Annotated in this window: 16 protein-coding genes and 1 riboswitch; of the genes, 11 read left to right on the plus strand and 5 right to left on the minus strand. The window is 62.5% G+C overall.

Going from position 1 to position 18,330, the window contains the following annotated elements:
- The first annotated feature begins 13 nt into the window (after positions 1–13).
- Entirely contained in the window at positions 14–634 is a 621-nt protein-coding gene (locus G7016_RS17680) for an SOS response-associated peptidase (protein WP_181117026.1), read from the plus strand.
- 65 nt (positions 635–699) lie between these two features.
- Positions 700–1,545, plus strand: coding sequence for a M48 family metallopeptidase (locus G7016_RS17685; protein ID WP_181117027.1), 846 nt, complete (start codon positions 700–702; stop codon positions 1,543–1,545).
- A gap of 22 nt (positions 1,546–1,567) precedes the next feature.
- Here the strand turns inward: G7016_RS17685 and G7016_RS17690 are convergent, their stop codons facing one another.
- The 3 genes from G7016_RS17690 to G7016_RS17700 form a co-directional block, all read right to left on the minus strand.
- Positions 1,568–2,155, minus strand: coding sequence for a TMEM165/GDT1 family protein (locus G7016_RS17690; RefSeq protein ID WP_181117028.1), 588 nt, complete (start codon positions 2,153–2,155; stop codon positions 1,568–1,570).
- A gap of 88 nt (positions 2,156–2,243) precedes the next feature.
- Positions 2,244–2,360, minus strand: a riboswitch (yybP-ykoY riboswitch).
- Positions 2,361–2,397: 37 nt separating this feature from the next.
- Positions 2,398–3,396 (minus strand): class I SAM-dependent methyltransferase, encoded by a 999-nt coding sequence (locus G7016_RS17695; protein ID WP_181117029.1) that lies wholly within the window; start codon positions 3,394–3,396, stop codon positions 2,398–2,400.
- Positions 3,397–3,441: 45 nt separating this feature from the next.
- Positions 3,442–4,407, minus strand: a complete 966-nt coding sequence (locus tag G7016_RS17700; protein ID WP_181117030.1) for a 2-hydroxyacid dehydrogenase — start codon at positions 4,405–4,407, stop codon at positions 3,442–3,444.
- 99 nt (positions 4,408–4,506) lie between these two features.
- Here G7016_RS17700 and G7016_RS17705 point away from each other — a divergent pair, with 99 nt between their 5' ends.
- The 8 genes from G7016_RS17705 to pstB all read left to right on the plus strand — a co-directional run bounded on the left by G7016_RS17705 (position 4,507) and on the right by pstB (position 14,444).
- A complete protein-coding gene (locus G7016_RS17705) occupies positions 4,507–5,136 on the plus strand; it encodes a LysE family translocator (protein ID WP_181117031.1) in 630 nt (209 codons plus the stop codon).
- A 94-nt stretch (positions 5,137–5,230) separates the two neighbouring features.
- Positions 5,231–6,925, plus strand: coding sequence for a fatty acid--CoA ligase (locus G7016_RS17710; protein ID WP_181117032.1), 1,695 nt, complete (start codon positions 5,231–5,233; stop codon positions 6,923–6,925).
- Positions 6,926–7,252: 327 nt separating this feature from the next.
- A complete protein-coding gene (locus tag G7016_RS17715) occupies positions 7,253–9,184 on the plus strand; it encodes a DUF1302 domain-containing protein (RefSeq protein WP_181117033.1) in 1,932 nt (643 codons plus the stop codon).
- A gap of 16 nt (positions 9,185–9,200) precedes the next feature.
- Positions 9,201–10,565: a DUF1329 domain-containing protein gene (locus G7016_RS17720; RefSeq protein WP_181117034.1), complete on the plus strand. Its 1,365-nt coding sequence runs from the start codon at positions 9,201–9,203 to the stop codon at positions 10,563–10,565.
- 155 nt (positions 10,566–10,720) lie between these two features.
- Entirely contained in the window at positions 10,721–11,734 is a 1,014-nt protein-coding gene (pstS, locus tag G7016_RS17725; protein WP_181117035.1) for a phosphate ABC transporter substrate-binding protein PstS, read from the plus strand.
- Positions 11,735–11,803: 69 nt separating this feature from the next.
- Positions 11,804–12,799 carry a phosphate ABC transporter permease subunit PstC gene (gene pstC, locus G7016_RS17730; RefSeq protein ID WP_181117036.1) on the plus strand — a complete coding sequence of 332 codons (996 nt, stop codon included), beginning with the start codon at positions 11,804–11,806 and terminating at the stop codon, positions 12,797–12,799.
- A gap of 26 nt (positions 12,800–12,825) precedes the next feature.
- Positions 12,826–13,671, plus strand: a complete 846-nt coding sequence (pstA, locus tag G7016_RS17735; protein ID WP_181117189.1) for a phosphate ABC transporter permease PstA — start codon at positions 12,826–12,828, stop codon at positions 13,669–13,671.
- On the plus strand, positions 13,671–14,444 hold the full coding sequence (pstB, locus tag G7016_RS17740) for a phosphate ABC transporter ATP-binding protein PstB (RefSeq protein WP_181117037.1): 774 nt from the start codon (positions 13,671–13,673) through the stop codon (positions 14,442–14,444). The genes pstA and pstB overlap by 1 nt, the downstream gene beginning before the upstream one ends.
- 77 nt (positions 14,445–14,521) lie before the next feature.
- Here pstB and G7016_RS17745 read toward each other — a convergent pair whose 3' ends face one another.
- Positions 14,522–15,178 (minus strand): polysaccharide lyase family 7 protein, encoded by a 657-nt coding sequence (locus G7016_RS17745; protein ID WP_181117038.1) that lies wholly within the window; start codon positions 15,176–15,178, stop codon positions 14,522–14,524.
- 289 nt (positions 15,179–15,467) lie between these two features.
- On the opposite strand from G7016_RS17745, the gene G7016_RS17750 reads away from it, so the two are divergent.
- Positions 15,468–16,175: an OmpA family protein gene (locus G7016_RS17750; RefSeq protein ID WP_181117039.1), complete on the plus strand. Its 708-nt coding sequence runs from the start codon at positions 15,468–15,470 to the stop codon at positions 16,173–16,175.
- A gap of 15 nt (positions 16,176–16,190) precedes the next feature.
- On the opposite strand, the gene pta is transcribed toward G7016_RS17750, so the two are convergent.
- On the minus strand, positions 16,191–18,287 hold the full coding sequence (gene pta, locus G7016_RS17755) for a phosphate acetyltransferase (protein WP_181117040.1): 2,097 nt from the start codon (positions 18,285–18,287) through the stop codon (positions 16,191–16,193).
- Between the last annotated feature and the right edge of the window lie 43 nt (positions 18,288–18,330).

Raw genomic sequence — 18,330 nt, forward strand, 5'->3', positions numbered from 1 at the left:
GCCGGAGTTATCCATGTGTGGTCGTTATGCGTTGTTTCGTTGGGGCTCGGCCTTTGCCGCGTTGCCAGGCTTTCCTTCGGAACAAAGGGCGCAGTGGAATATTTCGCCTGGCCAGCGGGTGCTGATCGAGCGGCAGGGCGAAGCCGGTCGAGAGCTTGCCACCGCACGCTGGGGCCTTACGCCGCCATGGCTGACCGACATGTCCCGTACGCCTAACCATGCCCGGGCGGAAACGCTCACCGAACAGCCGATGTTTCGTGAGGCCTTCGCGGCACGCCGTTGCCTGATCCCCGCCAATGGCTTTTACGAGTGGCGCGGCGATGTGCGCAAGCGGCCCTACTGGCTTACACCCGCGCAGGGTTCGTTCCTGTATTTCGCAGCCATCTGGGAAGCCTTCCCGGTGCAGGAACAGGTATGGCTGAGCATGGCCATCGTGACTCAGGCGGCCGCCAGCCAGCGCAGGCCGCTGATCCTCGACGCCGCGGGCCAGGCCGCCTGGCTTGACCTTGATACGCCCCTGCCGCTGCTTCACTCGCTATTGGCCCAGCCGCCCGCAGCCCTGATGGAGCGGCCATTGGCCAACCTGGTGAACGACCCCGCGCTCAATGCGCCTGAATGCCTTACGCCCGCTTGATCGTGTCAGGGTTGATACATAGCTGATAGCATTGCTCGCCCGCGACAATCACAGGGGAGCCTTCGATGCGCCATCCGATCGGCAAGCCATACGGCAAGCCACTAGCCACCTTGGCCTTGAGCTGCAGCCTGTTGCTCACCGCCTGCCAGGCCGTCAATACCACCAGCGGCGATGCCGTGGGTGTAGAGCGCAAGCAGTACATGTTCAGCATGCTGTCCACGGCGCAGGTCAACCAGATGTACGCCCAGTCGTATCAGCAAACCCTGAGCGAAGCGTCCAGCAAAGGGGTATTGGAAAAGGGCAGCGCCGAAGCGAAGCGGGTGCAGGCCATCGCCGACCGGTTGATCGCCCAGGCGCCCAAGCTGCGCCCGGATTCGGCCCAGTGGAGCTGGGAAGTGAACGTGATCAAAAGCGACGAGCTGAACGCCAACTGTGGCCCGGGCGGCAAGATCATCGTATACACCGGCATCATCGACACGCTCAAGCTTACCGATGATGAGCTGGCCGCAGTGATGGGCCATGAAATCGCCCACGCCCTTCGCGAGCATGGCCGCGAAGCCATGTCCAAGGCCTACGGGATCGAAATGGCCAGGACCGGCGCGGGCGCCTTGCTGGGGTTGGGCCAGGACAGCCTGGCCCTGGCCGACACCGTGGTGCAATACAGCCTCACCTTGCCCAACAGCCGCGCCAATGAAAACGAAGCGGACCTGCTGGGCCTCGAACTGGCCGCCAGGGCAGGCTTCGATCCAAACGCGGCCATTTCGCTATGGAAGAAAATGACCGCGGCCGAGGCGGGGAGTGCACCGCCGGAATTCACCAGCACCCACCCCTCCAGCGCCAACCGTATCGCGGCCCTGGAAGCGGCCATCCCCAAGGTACAGCCGCTGTACCAGGCCGCGAAGAAGGGCTAGGCCCAGTAAGTGGCAGGGCGGCTTAGCCTACCCAGCCACTCACCTTCATGGCCTCGTACACGGCGAAGGCCGCCAGCACGAAGAACGACAGCGCCGCCAGGCGGCGAATCAGAGTAAGGGGCAGCTTGTCGGCGGCGAAGTTGCCCGCCAATACCACCGGCACGTTCGCCGCCAGCATGCCTAGGGTGGTGCCCACGATAACCAGCAGCAAATGAGGGTACTGGGCGGCCAGCATCACCGTGGCCACTTGGGTCTTGTCGCCGATTTCCGCGATGAAGAAGGCGATAAGGGTGGTCACGAACGCCCCATGGGCCTTGCCGGTGCGGGTTTCCTCGTCATCGATCTTGTCGGGAACCAGCGTCCAGAGCGCCGTGGCCGTGAAGCTGGCCGCGAGAATCCAGTGCAGCATGGTTTCGGAAAGGTAACTGCTGACCAGGGCACCCACCGCACCGGCAGCGGCATGGTTGGCAAGGGTGGCGGCAACGATACCGGCGATGATTGGCCAGGGTTTGCGGAAACGTGCGGCGAGGATAAGCGCCAGCAGTTGGGTCTTGTCACCGATTTCGGCGAGTGCCACTACACCGGTGGGGACAAGCAGGGATTCGAGCATCAGGCTTCCTACAGGGGCGGGTCAACACGGCTATGACACGTACTACCTTCCCGCCCCGGGTGAGGTGAACGTGTCATAGGTCTTGTCAAACCGGCCGGTGCCGCAGATGGGCACGGGGGTCGCAGCGCCATGGCCTGAGGGCCAAGTATGTTGACGCATGCCTGTGAGCTGAGCTCGCGGAGACTACTCCCCTAGGACGGAGCGGATTCTGCCTACGCTGGCCAACAAGCGCAAGCGCGGAATCACCGTATTGCGCGGTAAACCTTGAACCCCTCGCCTTCAGCCAACACTGTGCATTCGCGCAGGTGTGCCTCGATCAACGGTTGGTAACGCAGGAAGCTGTTGGCCACAAGCCGGATTTCCCCGCCTGGAAGCAAATGTTGCGCGGCGCGTTGCAACAAGGCCTCACTGGCGCGGTAGTCGGTGTGCACACCGGTATGGAAGGGCGGGTTGCTGATGATCGCGGTCAGCCCGGACGGGGCGGCGTCGATACCGTTTGCGCAAATCAGTTGCCCCTCAAGGCCATTGGCGGCCAGGGTCAGGCGGGCGCTCTCGATGGCAAAGGCGTCCACGTCCAGCAGCGTGACCGCCGCCTGTGGGTAGCGGCGCTTGAGCACGGCGCCGAGTACGCCTGCGCCACACCCGAAGTCCAGCAGGTGCGCAGGTTTGAGCCCCTCCAGATGGCCAAGCAGCAGGCGTGTGCCGCGGTCCAGCCGGCCATGGCTGAACACCCCGGGCAGGCTGATCACTTCCAGTGGGGGCGCGCCTTCCACGTCCAGGCTGAAGCGTTGGCCTAGGCTGTGCAGGTCTGGCCTGGCGGGCGCGTGCTCGATATCCACCTGCCACAGCTGGCAATGGCGGGCGCTGTCCAGTTTGCGGGCCCGGCCAAATGTGCTGAGCTGCCGTGCGGCACCCTCGATACCGCCGCGTTTTTCGCCCACCAGGAACAGGCTACGGCCGTGCAGGCCGCTGGCCAGCGCGTCGAGGGCGTAAGCGGCAAGGTCCCGGGCCTTGGGCAAGAACAGCACGGCTGCCTCGAAGTTACCGTCGGGCGGGGCCACGCCGAAGCTCACCCGGTCACTGTGGCGCGATGCCAGGGCGGTATGGTCGGCGGCGTTCCAGCTCCAGCCCCAAGCGTTCGGCAACTCACCTAACAGCCCATCGGCGGGCAAACCGGCCAACAACAACCGGCCCTCGAACAGATGGGCCTGGCGAAGCAACACTTCACTGCGCGGGTCCATGGCGAACTCCTGGCAAAAAACGCGGAGTTTACCAGACCCGCCGGTTCAGCCGACTACCCGCAAGGGTTGGCCGGCAAAGTAACCGCGTGCATTTTCGCTCATCTGCCCGATGATCCGCTGGCGGGCCTCACGGCTGCCCCAGGCGCAATGAGGTGTGACGATCAACCGCGGGATGTCTTGTGCCAGCAACGGGTTGCCCTGTGCCGGCGGCTCTACCGTGAGCACGTCAGTGGCAGCACCGCCCAGGTGACCGCTGCGTAATGCCTCGGCCAGTGCTTGCTCGTTCACGATACCCCCGCGTGCGGTGTTCACCAGCAGCGCGCCTCGCTTGAGCAGGGCAAGCTGCGGCGCGCTGATCAGGTTACGGGTGTGTTCAGTGAGCGGGCAGTGCAGGGTAAGTGCGTCCACTTGTGGCAGTAGGTCGTCCAAGGGCAACCGGCCAGGCTGCGTGGGGCGGCCTGGCAACTGCCCCAGCAGCACGCGCATGCCGAACGCCTGCGCAAGGCGCGCTACGGCACTGCCCAGCTCACCGTGGCCCAGCAAACCCAGGGTTTTGCCCTCCAGCTCCATGATCGGATAATCCAGCAGGCAAAACTGCGGCGAGCGCTGCCAGCGCCCTTCGGCCACGGCCCGCTGGTAATCCGCAAGCCGAGTGGCCAGGGCGAGCAGGAGCATGATCGTGTGCTGGGCCACCGAGGGTGTGCCGTAGCCTTGGCAGTTGCACACTGTGATACCCCGCTGGGCCGCAGCGGCCAGGTCCACGTTATTGGTGCCGGTGGCTGATACCAGGATCAGCTTCAGATTCGGGCATCGGGCTATCACCTCGGCGTCGATCACAACCTTGTTGGTAATGGCCACTTCCGCCAGCGCCAGCCGCCCGGCCACTTCAGCCGGGGCGGTGCGCTCATGCAATTCCAGGCTCTCGAAGGCGTCGCGCAAAGGCGTTGCGTCCAGGTCGCCCAGGTCCAGTGAGCTGTAATCCAGAAAAACGGCGCGGCGGGATGTGGTCATGTGGCCCTCTTGTTCGCGGTCAACTGTATCTGTCGGGGTAGCATTCGAAGGGGTAAGGTACCTGCTGTACCGGTTTGTTACATCTCTTAGGGGTTGGATATGTATTGGAGTGAGTTTCTGGCGGTGGCGGCGATTCACCTGTTGGCGGTGGCGAGCCCCGGCCCGGACTTCGCCGTGGTGGTGCGTGAAAGCGTTACCCATGGTCGGCGTGCCGGCACCTGGACAGCCCTGGGGGTGGGCTCGGCGATCTTCCTCCACGTGGGGTATTCGTTGCTGGGTATCGGGCTGATCGTTTCGCAGTCGATCATGCTGTTCAATGTGCTGAAATGGCTGGCCGCGGCCTACCTGCTGTACATCGGCTTCAAGGCGCTGCGGGCCAGGCCGGGCAGCGAAAGCCCCAATGAACTGCACACAGAGCGGCAAGTTCGTTCGCCACGGGATGCCTATGTGGCCGGTTTCATGACCAACGGCCTGAACCCGAAGGCCACGCTGTTCTTCCTGTCGCTGTTCACGGTCGTGATCAATCCCCATACGCCACTGCTTGTGCAGGCCGGCTATGGGGTTTACCTGGCAATCGCAACGGCCGTGTGGTTCTGCCTGGTTGCCCGGTTGTTCAGCAACGACCGGGTGCGCGCCGGCTTCGCCCGCATCGGTCACTGGTTCGACCGGGCCATGGGCGCGGTGCTGATCGCCCTGGGGGTAAAGATTGCCTTCACTCAGATGAAGTGAGCCCCACGCCGCCGGTTCTGCAAAGCGAACCGGCAGGCTGCGGGCTTGCTGCTAGGCTTCTTGCTGGCCACTCCGCTTGCCAAGAAGGAACCCGATGATGCAGACCCGGATCATTCCCCCCGCTTCAGGCGCCTACGCGTTCCCCTTGCTGATCAAGCGCTTGTTGATGTCGGGCAGCCGCTACGAACAAGCTCGAGAAATCGTGTACCGCGACCAGCTGCGCTACAGCTACAAAACCTTGAACGAGCGCATCGCGCGGCTGGCCAATGTGCTCACGAACGCGGGCGTAAAGCCCGGCGATACCGTGGCCGTGATGGATTGGGACAGCCATCGCTACCTGGAGTGCATGTTTGCCATCCCCATGATCGGCGCCGTGGTGCATACCATCAACGTAAGGCTGTCACCCGAACAGATCCTCTACACCATGAACCACGCCGAGGATCGCTACGTGCTGGTGAACGCGGACTTCGCGCCGCTATATCAAGCCCTGGCGGGGCAGTTGACTACCGTTGCGCATACCGTGCTGCTGACCGACACTCCGGAACAGCAGCCGGAGCTCCCCGCATCGCTGGGCGAATACGAGACACTGCTCGCTGCGGCCAGCCCTGTGTATGACTTCCCCGACTTCGACGAAAACTCGGTCGCCACCACCTTCTACACCACCGGTACAACGGGTAACCCCAAGGGTGTGTACTTCACCCACCGCCAGTTGGTACTGCACACGCTGTCGATGTCCACCTTGCTGGGTAGCGTGGATTGTGTGCGGCTGATGGGTACCGACGATGTGTACATGCCGATCACTCCGATGTTCCATGTGCACGCCTGGGGCGTGCCCTACGTTGCGACCATGCTCGGCATCAAGCAGGTGTACCCGGGGCGGTATGAGCCGGACATGCTGGTGCGGCTGTGGGAAACGGAAAAAGTGACCTTTTCCCATTGCGTGCCCACCATCCTGCAGATGTTGCTCAACTGCGAGCGTGGCCGGGAGAAGGATTTTGCCGGTTGGCGCATCATCATCGGCGGCAGCGCGCTGAACCGTGCGCTGTATGACGCCGCATTGGCCCGGGGCATTCAGCTGACCGCTGCCTACGGCATGTCCGAAACCTGCCCGATGATTTCCTGTGCCTATTTCGACCAGGAACTGATGGCCGCCGACGACGATGCGCGGGCCAACTTCCGGCTGAAGGCGGGTGTACCTGTGCCCTTGGTCGAAGCGGCGGTGGTGGACAGCGAAGGCGCGTTTCTGCCGGCCGACGGCGAAAGTCAGGGCGAACTGGTACTCCGGGCGCCCTGGCTGAGCATGGGCTACCTGAACGAACCCGAGCGCGGCGCGGAGCTATGGGAAGGCGGCTGGCTGCACACCGGCGACGTTGCCACCCTGGACCATCACGGCATCATTGATATCCGCGACCGCATCAAGGACGTGATCAAGACCGGTGGAGAGTGGATTTCTTCCCTGGAGCTCGAAGCGCTCATTGCCCTGCACCCCGAGGTGCGAGAGGTGGCGGTGGTGGGCATGCCAGATGCGCAATGGGGGGAACGCCCCTTTGCTCTTCTTGTAGCCAGGGCCGAGCAGCCACGGGACGGGACCGGCCTGGCGGCTGACCTGAAAGGCCACCTGTTGCCGTTCGTCGCCCAAGGGCATATCAACAAATGGGCGATTCCCGGGCACATGGCGGTGGTCGCGGAAATTCCCAAGACCAGCGTCGGCAAACTCGACAAGAAGCGTATCCGCGCCGACATCAAGCAATGGGAGCAGGACGGCGCCGTGGTCATTATCCCGCTCTAGCTATCACCTCTCCAATGCCCGCCGCAGAGCGCTTTCGCGCACAGGCGGGCTTGCGTATTGCACCGTTTGCGCCATTCTTGGAAGCGCCGTCGCAGGCTGGGTGATGCGCCGGTTGTGACCCATTTCGCCATCACTGGTAAATATTGTGATACATCACCGCAAGAGCACCCTCGCTGGGCTGGCTATAGTCGACTTCGGGCCATGCCCCCGCGATTCGATTAACCGGTCGCTGCTGCCCGGCTTTGAGGCCGTGTGCCGTTCGCACGGCCGCCAGCGCTCACGCGTCTGGCCGCTCCCAATAACAAGAATGTATATGGAGTAGTGTCGATGAACCCGATCCGTTCCCTCTGGCAAAGGGGCAGGCTGCCACTGGCTGTCAGCCTGGCCTCTACCTTCGCCACCCCGGTGCTTGCGGTAAGTTTCAACATTGGTGAAATCGAAGGTCAGTTCGATTCGTCGCTGTCCATCGGCTCAAGCTGGTCCACGGCCAGCCCGAACAAGAACCTCATCGGCGTGAATAACGGCGGCCACGGCTTGTCGCAAACTTCGGACGACGGCCACCTGAACTTCAAGCGCGGCGAAACCTTCTCGAAGATATTCAAGGGCGTCCACGACCTGGAACTCAAGTACGGCGACACTGGGGTGTTCCTGCGTGGCAAGTACTGGTACGACTTCGAGCTGAAGGACGAGGATCGGCGCTTCAAGGACATCAGCGATTCGGGCCGCAAGGAGGGGGCGAAGTCCTCCGGGGCTCAGCTGCTGGATGCGTTCATCTACCACAATTACAGCATTGGCGACCTGCCGGGCAGCGTGCGCTTCGGCAAGCAGGTCGTGAACTGGGGCGAGAGTACCTTCATCGGCAACTCCATCAACAGCATCAACCCGGTGGATGTGTCCGCCTTCCGCCGGCCGGGTTCCGAAATCAAGGAAGGGCTGATCCCGGTCAACATGTTCTACCTGTCGCAAAACCTTACCGACAACCTTTCCGCCGAAGGCTTCTACCAGCTGGAGTGGGACCAGACCGTGGTCGACAACTGCGGCACGTTCTTCTCTCAGCCTGACGTGATCGCCGACGGTTGCAGCAATAACCTGGCGGTGTTGCGCACCAGCAGCGGGCTCAGCGGCGCACTGGCCGGCGCAGGCCTGCCAGCCGCAGCCCGATCGGCCGTACTAAGCAGCCTGGGCAGGCAGGGCGTGACCTTCAGCAATGAGGGCGTAGTGGTAAGCCGGGACCCCGACCGTGATGCGCGCGACAGCGGCCAGTTCGGGCTGGCGATGCATTACAACTTCGAACCGCTGGATACCGAATTCGGCGCGTATTACATGAACTACCACAGCCGCTTGCCAGTGTTCAGCGGCCACGGCGGATCGGCCAGTGCCTACAGCGCTGCCAACCTGGTGACCTCGCTAGCCAGCTCGGGTATTCCTGCGGCCACCGCCCGGGCACTGGCATCGACGCTGCTGCCCGTGGTGGCGGCGGGCAACGGCAGTTATTACGTGGAGTACCCCGAGGACATCCACCTCTATGGCCTCAGCTTCTCGACCACCTTGCCCACCGGCACCACCTGGAGCGGCGAACTGAGCTACCGGCCGAACGCGCCAGTACAGATCAACACCACGGACATCCTCTATTCGGGGCTGTCCCCGCTCAACCCCAACGTTTCCCAGCTGCAGGGCTCGCCAGGCACTGACCAGCCCGGCTACCGGCGCAAGGAGATCACTCAGTTCCAGACCACCTTCACCCACTTCTTCGACCAGGTGATGTGGGCCGACCGGCTCACGGTGGTAGGGGAGGTGGGTTGGACCCATGTGGGCGGCCTGGAAAGCACCTCCAAGTTGCGCTATGGCCGCGACCCCAGCTATGGCCCTGGGCCGCTGCCCAACGGGCAGTGCCAAACGCTCAATGCCAGCACCCTCGCGGGCGCCGCGCAGAACAACGTGAGCCGCTATTGCGAGAACGACGGCTTTACCACCACCGATTCCTGGGGCTACCGCATGCGGGCCATCTGGGACTTCAACAATGCCATCGCCGGGGTCAACCTCAGGCCCAGCCTGGCCTGGTCCCATGACGTGGACGGTTACTCGCCCGGCCCGGGTGGCAACTTCGAGGAAGGGCGCAAGGCAATCAGCATTGGCCTGGACGCCGACTACCTCAACACCTACACGGCCAGCCTGTACTACACCAACTTCTTCGACGGCAAGTACACCACCGTGGATGACCGTGACTTCGTGGCCATGAGCTTCGGCGTGAATTTCTGACCGGGACACTACACATATGAACAACATCAAGAACGTGGTTTGGGGGTCGGCAATCGGGCTGCTGCTGGGGGCCAGCCATGGCTGGGCGGCCGTGTCGCCCGCCGAGGCGGGGAAGCTGGGCACGACCTTGACGCCCATGGGGGCAGAGAAGGCTGGGAATGCAGACGGATCTATCCCGGCTTGGGCGGCAATGCCGAAAAATGCCGGCGCGGTGGACGCCAAAGGCTTCCTGGCTGACCCTTACGGCAGTGAAAAGCCGCTGTTCGTGATCGACAGCAAGAACGTGGATAAATACGCCAGCAAACTCGCGCCCGGCCAAGTGGCCATGATCAAGCGCTACCCGGATACGTACCGCTTGCCGGTATACCCGGGCCACCGCAACGCCACTGTGCCGGACGCGGTATTTGCCGCCATCAAGGACAACGCCACTCAGACCAAGCTGGTAAGCGACGGCAACGGCCTGGAAAACTTCAGGACCGCCATTCCGTTCCCGGTCCCGCAAAGCGGGCTGGAAGTGGTGTGGAACCACATTACCCGCTACCGCGGCGGGGCTGTAAGCCGCACCATCACCCAGGCCACACCACAGCAGAACGGCGACTACAGCCTGGTGTACTTCCAGGATTCCTTCGTGTTCCGGGACCGGATGAAGGACTTTGACCCCAACAACCCCGGCAACATCCTGTTCTACTTCAAGCAGGCCGTGACCGCGCCGGCGCGCCTTGCCGGTACGGTGCTGCTGGTGCACGAGCCTCTGGATCAGATCAAGGAACCCCGCGAGGCATGGATCTACAACGCCGGGCAGCGGCGGGTACGCAAGGCGCCTCAGGTGGCCTACGACGGCCCGGGCACCGCGGCGGACGGCATGCGTACCTCCGACAACCTGGACATGTTCAACGGCGCGCCCGACCGCTATGACTGGAAGCTCGTGGGCAAGCAGGAGATGTACATACCAGTGAACAGCTACAAGCTGGATTCACCTTCGCTGAAGTACGCCGACATCATCAAGCCCGGCCACATCAACCAGGACCTTACCCGCTATGAACTGCGCAGGGTGTGGCATGTGGTAGCCACGCTCAAGCAAGGGCAGCGCCATATCTACGCCAAGCGCGACTTTTACTTCGATGAAGACACCTGGCAGGCTGCGGTGATCGACCACTATGACGGCCGTGGCCAACTGTGGCGGGTGGCTGAAGCCCACGCGCAGACTTACTACAACTACCAAGTGCCATGGACAACACTGGAAACACTCTACGACCTGCAGAGCGGCCGGTACCTGGCACTGGGTATGAAGAACGAGGAAAAACGCGCTTACAACTTCGAATACACCGCTAATTCATCCGACTACACCCCTGCTGCCCTGCGCCAGGACGGCATCCGCTGACCCTGCCCATGTTGCCCGGCCATGCCTTTGTGGCTGGGCAATGTCTTAGTGCCATGTTTTAAACAGACTGTCATCAAAAGGTCACATTCAAAGCATTAAATCAGCACGGCAAACTTCCATGGAATGAATCCATGGAGCCAAACTGAGGTGTTGCCGTGAAACTGCTGACCAAAAATCGCCTATCGATTTTGCTGGCTTCGCTGTGCCTTTCTGGTGTTGCCCATGCGACCGACGTTACCGGCGCGGGCTCGAGCTTCGTGTTCCCCGTGCTTTCCAAGTGGAGCCAGGAATACAATAAGAACAGCGGCAACCGTATCAACTACCAGTCGATCGGTTCGGGCGGTGGCATCGCGCAGATCAAGGCAGCAACCGTTGATTTCGGCGCCTCCGACGCTCCCCTTAGTGCTGACGACCTGAAGGCCGGTGGCCTGGGCCAGTTCCCGGTCGTGATCGGCGGCATCGTGCTGGTCATCAACGTTGCAGGCATCGAACCTGGCCAGCTGAAGCTGGACGGCGATACCCTGGCCAAGATCTTCCAGGGCACCATCACCACCTGGAACGACCCGGCCATTGCGGCGCTCAACAGCGGCGTGAACCTGCCAGGTGACAAGATCACCGTGGTACACCGTTCGGACGGCTCGGGCACTTCCTTCAACTTCACCAACTACCTGCAAAAGGCCAGCCCTGAGTGGAAAGCCGGTGCGGGCAGCACGGTGCAATGGCCGGTGGGCGTGGGCGGCAAGGGCAACGAAGGCGTCGCGGCTTATGTGAAGCAGATCAAAGGCTCCATTGGCTACGTGGAATACGCCTACGCCAAGACCAACAAAATGACTCACACCCAGCTGAAGAACGCTGCCGGCAAGTTCGTGTCGCCTGACATGAAAACCTTCCAGGCCGCTGCCGATACCGCTGACTGGGCCAATGCCAAGGACTTCAACCTGCTGATGGTCAACGCCCCGGGCGACAACGCCTGGCCGATCGCCGCCACCACTTGGGTGATCATGTACAAGCAGCCGAAAAACGCCGAGCAGAGCAAGGCCGCTTTCGACTTCTTCAAGTGGAGCCTGGACAAAGGCCAGGAACAAGCAGTAGCGCTGGATTACGTAGCGCTGCCGGACAGCTTGGTGAAACGCATCGAAGGCTACTGGCAGTCCGAGTTCGCCAAGTAACCGCAACCTGAAGCCATCCCTCAGCCGGCATCACGCGGGCTGGGGGATTTGCCATGAGTGGCCCTACCGATGACCGACAATTCTCAAGTGCTGACCAACATGACCGCCGACCGCCAAAGCGAAAGCGAAGCCCGCGCGGCCAGGGATCAACGCCACGATTTATGGTTCCGCCGCACCGTGTGTGGCGCCGCCATGCTGGTGCTGTTCCTGTTGGCCTGCATCGCCGGCTCGACCCTGTGGGGCGGCAGTGAAGCTTTTCGAACCTTTGGCCTGGATTTCCTGACCACCACCGACTGGGATGCCGTCGCCGGCAAGTTCGGCGCCGTGGTGCCTGTTTACGGAACCCTGGTGACTTCTTTCCTCGCGCTGCTGATCGCCGTCCCGGTGAGCTTCGGCATCGCGATCTTTTTGACCGAAGTTGCGCCGCCATGGCTGCGCATGCCGATCGCTTCTGCCATCGAGCTGTTGGCGGGGATCCCTTCGATCATCTACGGCATGTGGGGGTTGTTCGTGTTCGCCCCATTCATGGCCGAACACCTCAGCCCCTGGATCAATGACAACCTGGGCGCCATTCCTGGGATCGGGGTGTTGTTCCAAGGCCCGCCGCTGGGCATCGGTACGCTGACCGCCGGCATCGTGCTGGCCATCATGATCATCCCATTCATTACCTCGGTGATGAACGAAGTGTTCCGTACTGTTCCGGTGGCATTGAAGGAATCCGCCTACGCCCTGGGTGGCACCACCTGGGAAGTGGTGTGGGACATCGTGCTGCCGTACACCCGCACGGCGGTGGTAGGGGGGATTTTCCTGGGGCTGGGCCGGGCGCTGGGTGAAACCATGGCGGTGACGTTCGTGCTGGGTAACGCGCATCAGCTGTCTGCGTCACTGCTCATGCCAAGCAGCTCGATCGCTTCGGTGATCGCCAACGAGTTCAGCGAGGCCTACACCGACCTGCACCGCTCGTCGCTGATCGGCCTGGGCTTCCTGTTGTTCGTCGTTACTTTCATCGTGCTGGCCTGTGCCCGCCTGATGCTGATGCGCCTGTCGCGCAAGGAGGGCCTGTGAGTTCTGCCAACGAAAACCTCTATCGGATGCGCAGCTTCAAGAACAAGCTGGCGATGGTATTGAGCTGCAGCGCCACACTGTTTGGCTTGGGATGGCTGGTGTGGATTCTCGCCACTACCCTGATCAACGGGTTCAGTGCACTGGGCACCGCACTCTTCACGCAGATGACCCCTTCGCCGGGGAGCCCGGGTGGCTTGGCCAACGCATTCTACGGCAGTGCCCTGATGTCGCTGATTGCCTTGGCCATCGGCACGCCGATCGGCCTGATGGCTGGGGTATGGCTGGCTGAGTTCGCCCGCCACACCAAGCTGGGTACCGTCGTACGCTTCATCAACGACATTCTGTTGTCGGCGCCGTCGATCGTGCTGGGTCTGTTCGTTTATACCGCGTTCATCCTCCCGGTCAGCGCCATGACCAACCACCAGGTGGGCTTCTCCGCGCTGGCCGGTGCGCTCACCTTGGCACTGCTGGTTATCCCGGTAGTGGTGCGCACCACCGACGAAATGCTCCAGCTGCAGCCTTCAACCATGCGTGAAGCCGCGCTGGCCCTGGGTGTGCCGCAATGGAAGCTGACCCTGCAGATCGTATTGCGTGCCGCTCGCGCGGGCGTGGTAACCGGTGTGTTGCTGGCGCTGGCTCGAATCACCGGTGAAACCGCGCCGCTGCTGTTCACCGCCTTCGGTAACCAGTTCTGGAGCAGCGATATCCTCAAGCCCATGGCCAGCGTGCCAGTGGTGATTTTCCAATTCGCGATGAGCCCCTTCGATGACTGGCATGCGTTGGCCTGGGCCGGTGCCCTGGTACTGACCATGTTCGTACTCACGCTCAGCTTGCTCTCCCGCCTCATTCTTTTGCGCGACAGGTCCAACTGATGAATAACCTCGCCCCGAAACGAACCAAGATCCAGGTGCGCGACCTTGAGTTTTTCTACGACAGCCATCGCTCGCTGAAGTCCATCAACATGGACATTCCGGAAAAACACGTCACGGCTATCATCGGGCCGTCCGGTTGCGGCAAGTCCACCCTGTTGCGGGTGTTCAACCGCATCTATTCGATGTACCCCAAGCAAGAGGCGAAAGGGGAAGTGCTACTCAATGGCGAGAACATTCTCGCGCCCGGGTACTCAATGAACCGCCTGCGCAGCCATGTAGGGATGGTGTTCCAGAAGCCCGTACCGTTCCCGATGTCGATCTTCGACAACGTTGCCTATGCGGTACGCCACCATGAGCGGCTGAACCGTCGGGAAATGGAAGAGCGGGTAGAGCAGGCACTGCGCGGGGCAGCCCTGTGGGATGAGGTGAAGGACAAGCTGAAGCAGAGCGCACAAAGCCTGTCCGGTGGGCAGCAGCAGCGCCTGTGTATCGCTCGCACCATCGCGTTGCGGCCACAGGTGCTGCTGCTAGACGAGCCCACGTCCGCGCTGGACCCGATCTCCACCGGCCGGATCGAGCAGCTGATCACCGAACTCAAAGAACAGTTCACCGTGATCATCGTGACCCACAACATGCAACAGGCCGCGCGCTGCTCCGATTACACCGCGTTCATGTTCCTGGGTGAACTGATCGAACACGGCGACACCGACACCATCTTTACCAAACCGAACAAGACCCAGACCGAGGACTACATCACCGGTCGGTTTGGTTGAGTGCCAGTTTGCGAGCTTCGCCTGCGGCTGCGTCGGCCATCCGGCGAAGCCGTAGGCCGAGCTTGCGAACAAGGCTTTTACAAGTGGCTTACTTCCAGCCGGGTGTAGGTCACTTTCCCACCTTCGGTGGCATAGCCCACGTTGTCCAGCGTATACACGCCCGCCTTGAAGTAGAACGCATACCCGTACCACGACGGCGCCAGCTGGATTTGCGGGCCGGCGTTGTTGATCAGTACAGTCAGCTTGCCCTGCTTGTTCATCTGGATAGCGTAGGCAAAGGCCTTGTTCAGCGGCACGTTCGGCACGGTGTAGGCCACCGGGCTTTTCACGTCCGAGGGGTTGACCCGGTATTCCAGGTCGATATTGCCGGTGCCATTGGCGTAGCGGTACACCACCTTGAGCAGCGGCGCGGTAGCGTTCTTGGCGTGAATCTGCGCAACCACCACACGGCCGGCGGACGGCACCTGGTTCACGCTAAGGGTACCTTTGAGGGTGTTCTGGCCGCTGTTGTACAGCCAGTTGCGTGCCTTGCCGTCGCTCGAGGTTTCGCGAAGCTCGCTACGGGGGTAGTCGCTGCTACCGGAATGCGAGCCCGTCACTGGCGCCCAGAAAACGATCTTGTCGCCGGTATTGGTGAAGTAAGAGGTTTGCAGGCCCGGCAACGCGGCAGTGGCCACGGTCAGCGCAGGCGTTTCAATCGGAAGGGTCAGGTTCCAGGGGGCGAGGTCGATCATGCGTAGAAAGCTCGGGTGGGCTGTGCCTCACTCTGGAGGTATTCAGCCGGGCGATACGTAGCACTATTCCGCCGTCCGTGGCGCTACCTCGCTGTTAACGGCATGGCGCGGCCGGGCTTGATGGCATTCTGACAAGCGGTACGGTTGAACCCCCCTGGTATAGCGGTTGGGGCGCTGGGAAAGACCGTGAAACAAATATCATTGGAATTCACACAGCTCACCGCGCTCAAATTGCCCCTTACGCAGTATTTGCTGCCTGCTACTTGAATGTGTAACCCAGGAGTTCGCCATGCTTACCCCAAGCCGACTGATCATCGCCGCCACTGCCGCCGCCATTTTGTCCGGGTGCGCCGGGCAAAACCCGTACGCTGATCAGGGGCAGGGAGGCCAGAGCGGTGGTGTCAGCAACACCGCCAAATACGGTGGCCTTGGCGCGCTAGCCGGTGCGGTGGCGGGCGCCGCCATCGGGCACGACAACCGCGGCAAGGGCGCGCTGATCGGTGCCGCCGTGGTGGGCGCGGCCTCCGCCGGTTACGGCTATTACGCGGATCGTCAGGAAAAAGCCTTGCGCGAAAGCATGGCCAATACGGGTGTGGAAGTGCAGCGGCAGGGCGACCAGATCAAACTGATCATGCCGGGTAACATCACTTTCGCCACGGATTCGTCGGCTATCGCGCCAAGCTTCTATGCACCGCTCAACAACCTGGCGGGCTCGTTCAAGCAATTCAACGAAAACACCATCGAGATCGTGGGCTACACCGACAGCACCGGCAGCCGCCAGCACAACATGGACCTGTCCCTCCAGCGAGCCCAGGCCGTGAGCACCTACCTGAGCTCACAGGGCGTGGATGCCGCGCGCCTGACCGTGCGTGGTGCCGGCCCCGACCAACCCATCGCCAGCAACGCCGATGCCAATGGGCGCGCGCAGAACCGCCGCGTAGAGGTCAACCTCAAGCCCATCCCGGGCCAGCAGTACCAGCAGCCGGCCCAGCAGTAACCGCTCGCCTTTCGCCTAGCCCTCCAGGCCGCGGCTGGCCTGGATGGCGGTAAGGGCAATGGTGTACACGATGTCATCGACCTGCGCGCCACGCGGCAGGTCGTTCACCGGCTTGCGCAGCCCTTGCAGCATTGGCCCCAGGCTCACGCAGTCGGCGCTGCGCTGAACAGCCTTGTGGGTAGTGTTGCCGCTGTTCAGGTCCGGGAACACGAACACCGTGGCGCGGCCCGCCACGTCGCTGTCGGGCGCCAGCTGCCGCGCCACCGCCTCGTTCGCTGCCGCGTCATATTGCAACGGGCCATCAATCAGCAGCCCACGCTGTTGCTCCCGTGCCAGCAAGGTCGCTTCACGCACCTTTTCCACTTCCTCGCCCGTGGCGGACTGCTCGCTGGAATAGCTGAGCATGGCAACCCGTGGTGCAATGCCCAGTGCCTGGGCGGAATCGGCGCTTTGCAGGGCGATCTCGGCCAGCTCGGCGGCATCCGGGTGGGGGTTCATCACGCAGTCCCCGTACATCACCACCTGATCGGGGAACAGCATGAAGAACACCGACGAAACCAGGCTCCAGCCCGGGGCGGTCTTGATCAATTGCAGGGCAGGGCGGATGGTATTGGCGGTGGAGTGCACCAGCCCGGACACCAACCCGTCCACTTCATCCAGTGCCAGCATCATGGTGCCGATCACCACAGGGTCTTCAAGTTGCTGTTCGGCCATGGGCGCATTCAGGTTCTTGCTCTTGCGCAACTCGACCATAGGCGCCACGTAGCGTGAACGGATAGCATCCGGGTCGAGCACCTCCAGCCCCGGTGGCAGTTCCAGCCCCTGGGCACGCGCTACCGCTTCCACATCCGCTGGCCGTGCCAGCAGCACGCAGCGCGCGATGCCTCGGGCCTGACAGATTGCAGCCGCCTGCACCATAAGGGGCTCGCTGCCCTCTGGTAGCACGATGCGCTTGTTGGCGTGCTGCGCGCGCTGAATCAGCTGGTAACGGAACACGGCGGGCGAAAGCCGCAATTCCCGCGGGGTGCCGCAGCGTTGATGCAGCCAGGCGGCGTCCAGGTGGCTGGCAACGAAATCCGTGATGTGCTCCGCCCGTTCCCGGTCGTCCACCGGGATTTCGTTATTCAGCTGGTTGAGCCGTGTGGCCGTGTCGTAGGAACCGGTACTCACTGACAACACCGGCAGGCCCGCCTGCAAGGCGCCCTGGCACAGCTCCATCACACGCGGGTCGGGGCGGGTATCGCTGGTAAGCAGCACGCCTGCCAGGGGCACGCCGTTGAGCGAAGCCAGGGCGGCGGCCAACAGAATGTCGTCGCGGTCCCCGGGGGTCACGACGAGCACGCCTGGCTTGAGCAGCTGCAGGGTATTGAGCACGGTGCGCGCGCAGATGATGATGCGCGACATGCGCCGCTGCTCGTAGTCCCCGGCGTTCAATACCTGCGCCCCAAGCAGCTCGGCGACGTCGCGGGTACGTGGCGCGTTGAGCTCGGGCTGGTAGGGGATGCAGCCCAGCAGGCGGAAATCCCCGCCGCGGAACAGCGGTGAATGTTCTCGCAGCCGCACGGAGAACTGCTCGATGCTTTCTTCAGTGCGCACCTTGTTGAGGATGACACCGATAAGTTTGGGGTCGCTCGCACCGCCGAACAGCCGTGCCTGCAGGTCGACCCGCCCGGACAGTTCCGCCAAGGCTTCGTTTTCAGGGGCCGACACCAGGATCACGTCGGCATCCATGCTTTTGGCCAGGTGCTGGTTCACCCTCGCCGCATAGCTGGCCTGCCGCGTGGGCACCATGCCTTCTACCACCAGCACGTCCTTGCCAACGGCTGCGGCCTGGTAAAGGGTGATGATTTCTTCCAGCAGCTCATCGAGCTGGCCGTCGCCGAGCATTCGCTCCACGTGGCCAAGCGCAAGCGGGGCGGGCGGCTTGAGCCCATGGGTACGGGCAACCAGCTCACTGGAACGCTCCGGGCCGGTATCGCCCGGATGATGCTGCGCCACGGGCTTGAAGAAACCCACCTTGAGGCCGGCGCGTTCGAGGGTGCGTATCAGCCCCAGGCTGATGGAGGTCAGGCCTACGCCGAAATCGGTCGGCGCGATGAAAAAGGTTTGCATGGTATGTCTCGGTCAGCGAAACAGGCGGCGGCGTATCTTCGCC

Source organism: Pseudomonas japonica (genome assembly GCF_013522925.1).
In the GTDB taxonomy this organism is placed as follows: domain Bacteria; phylum Pseudomonadota; class Gammaproteobacteria; order Pseudomonadales; family Pseudomonadaceae; genus Aquipseudomonas; species Aquipseudomonas japonica_A.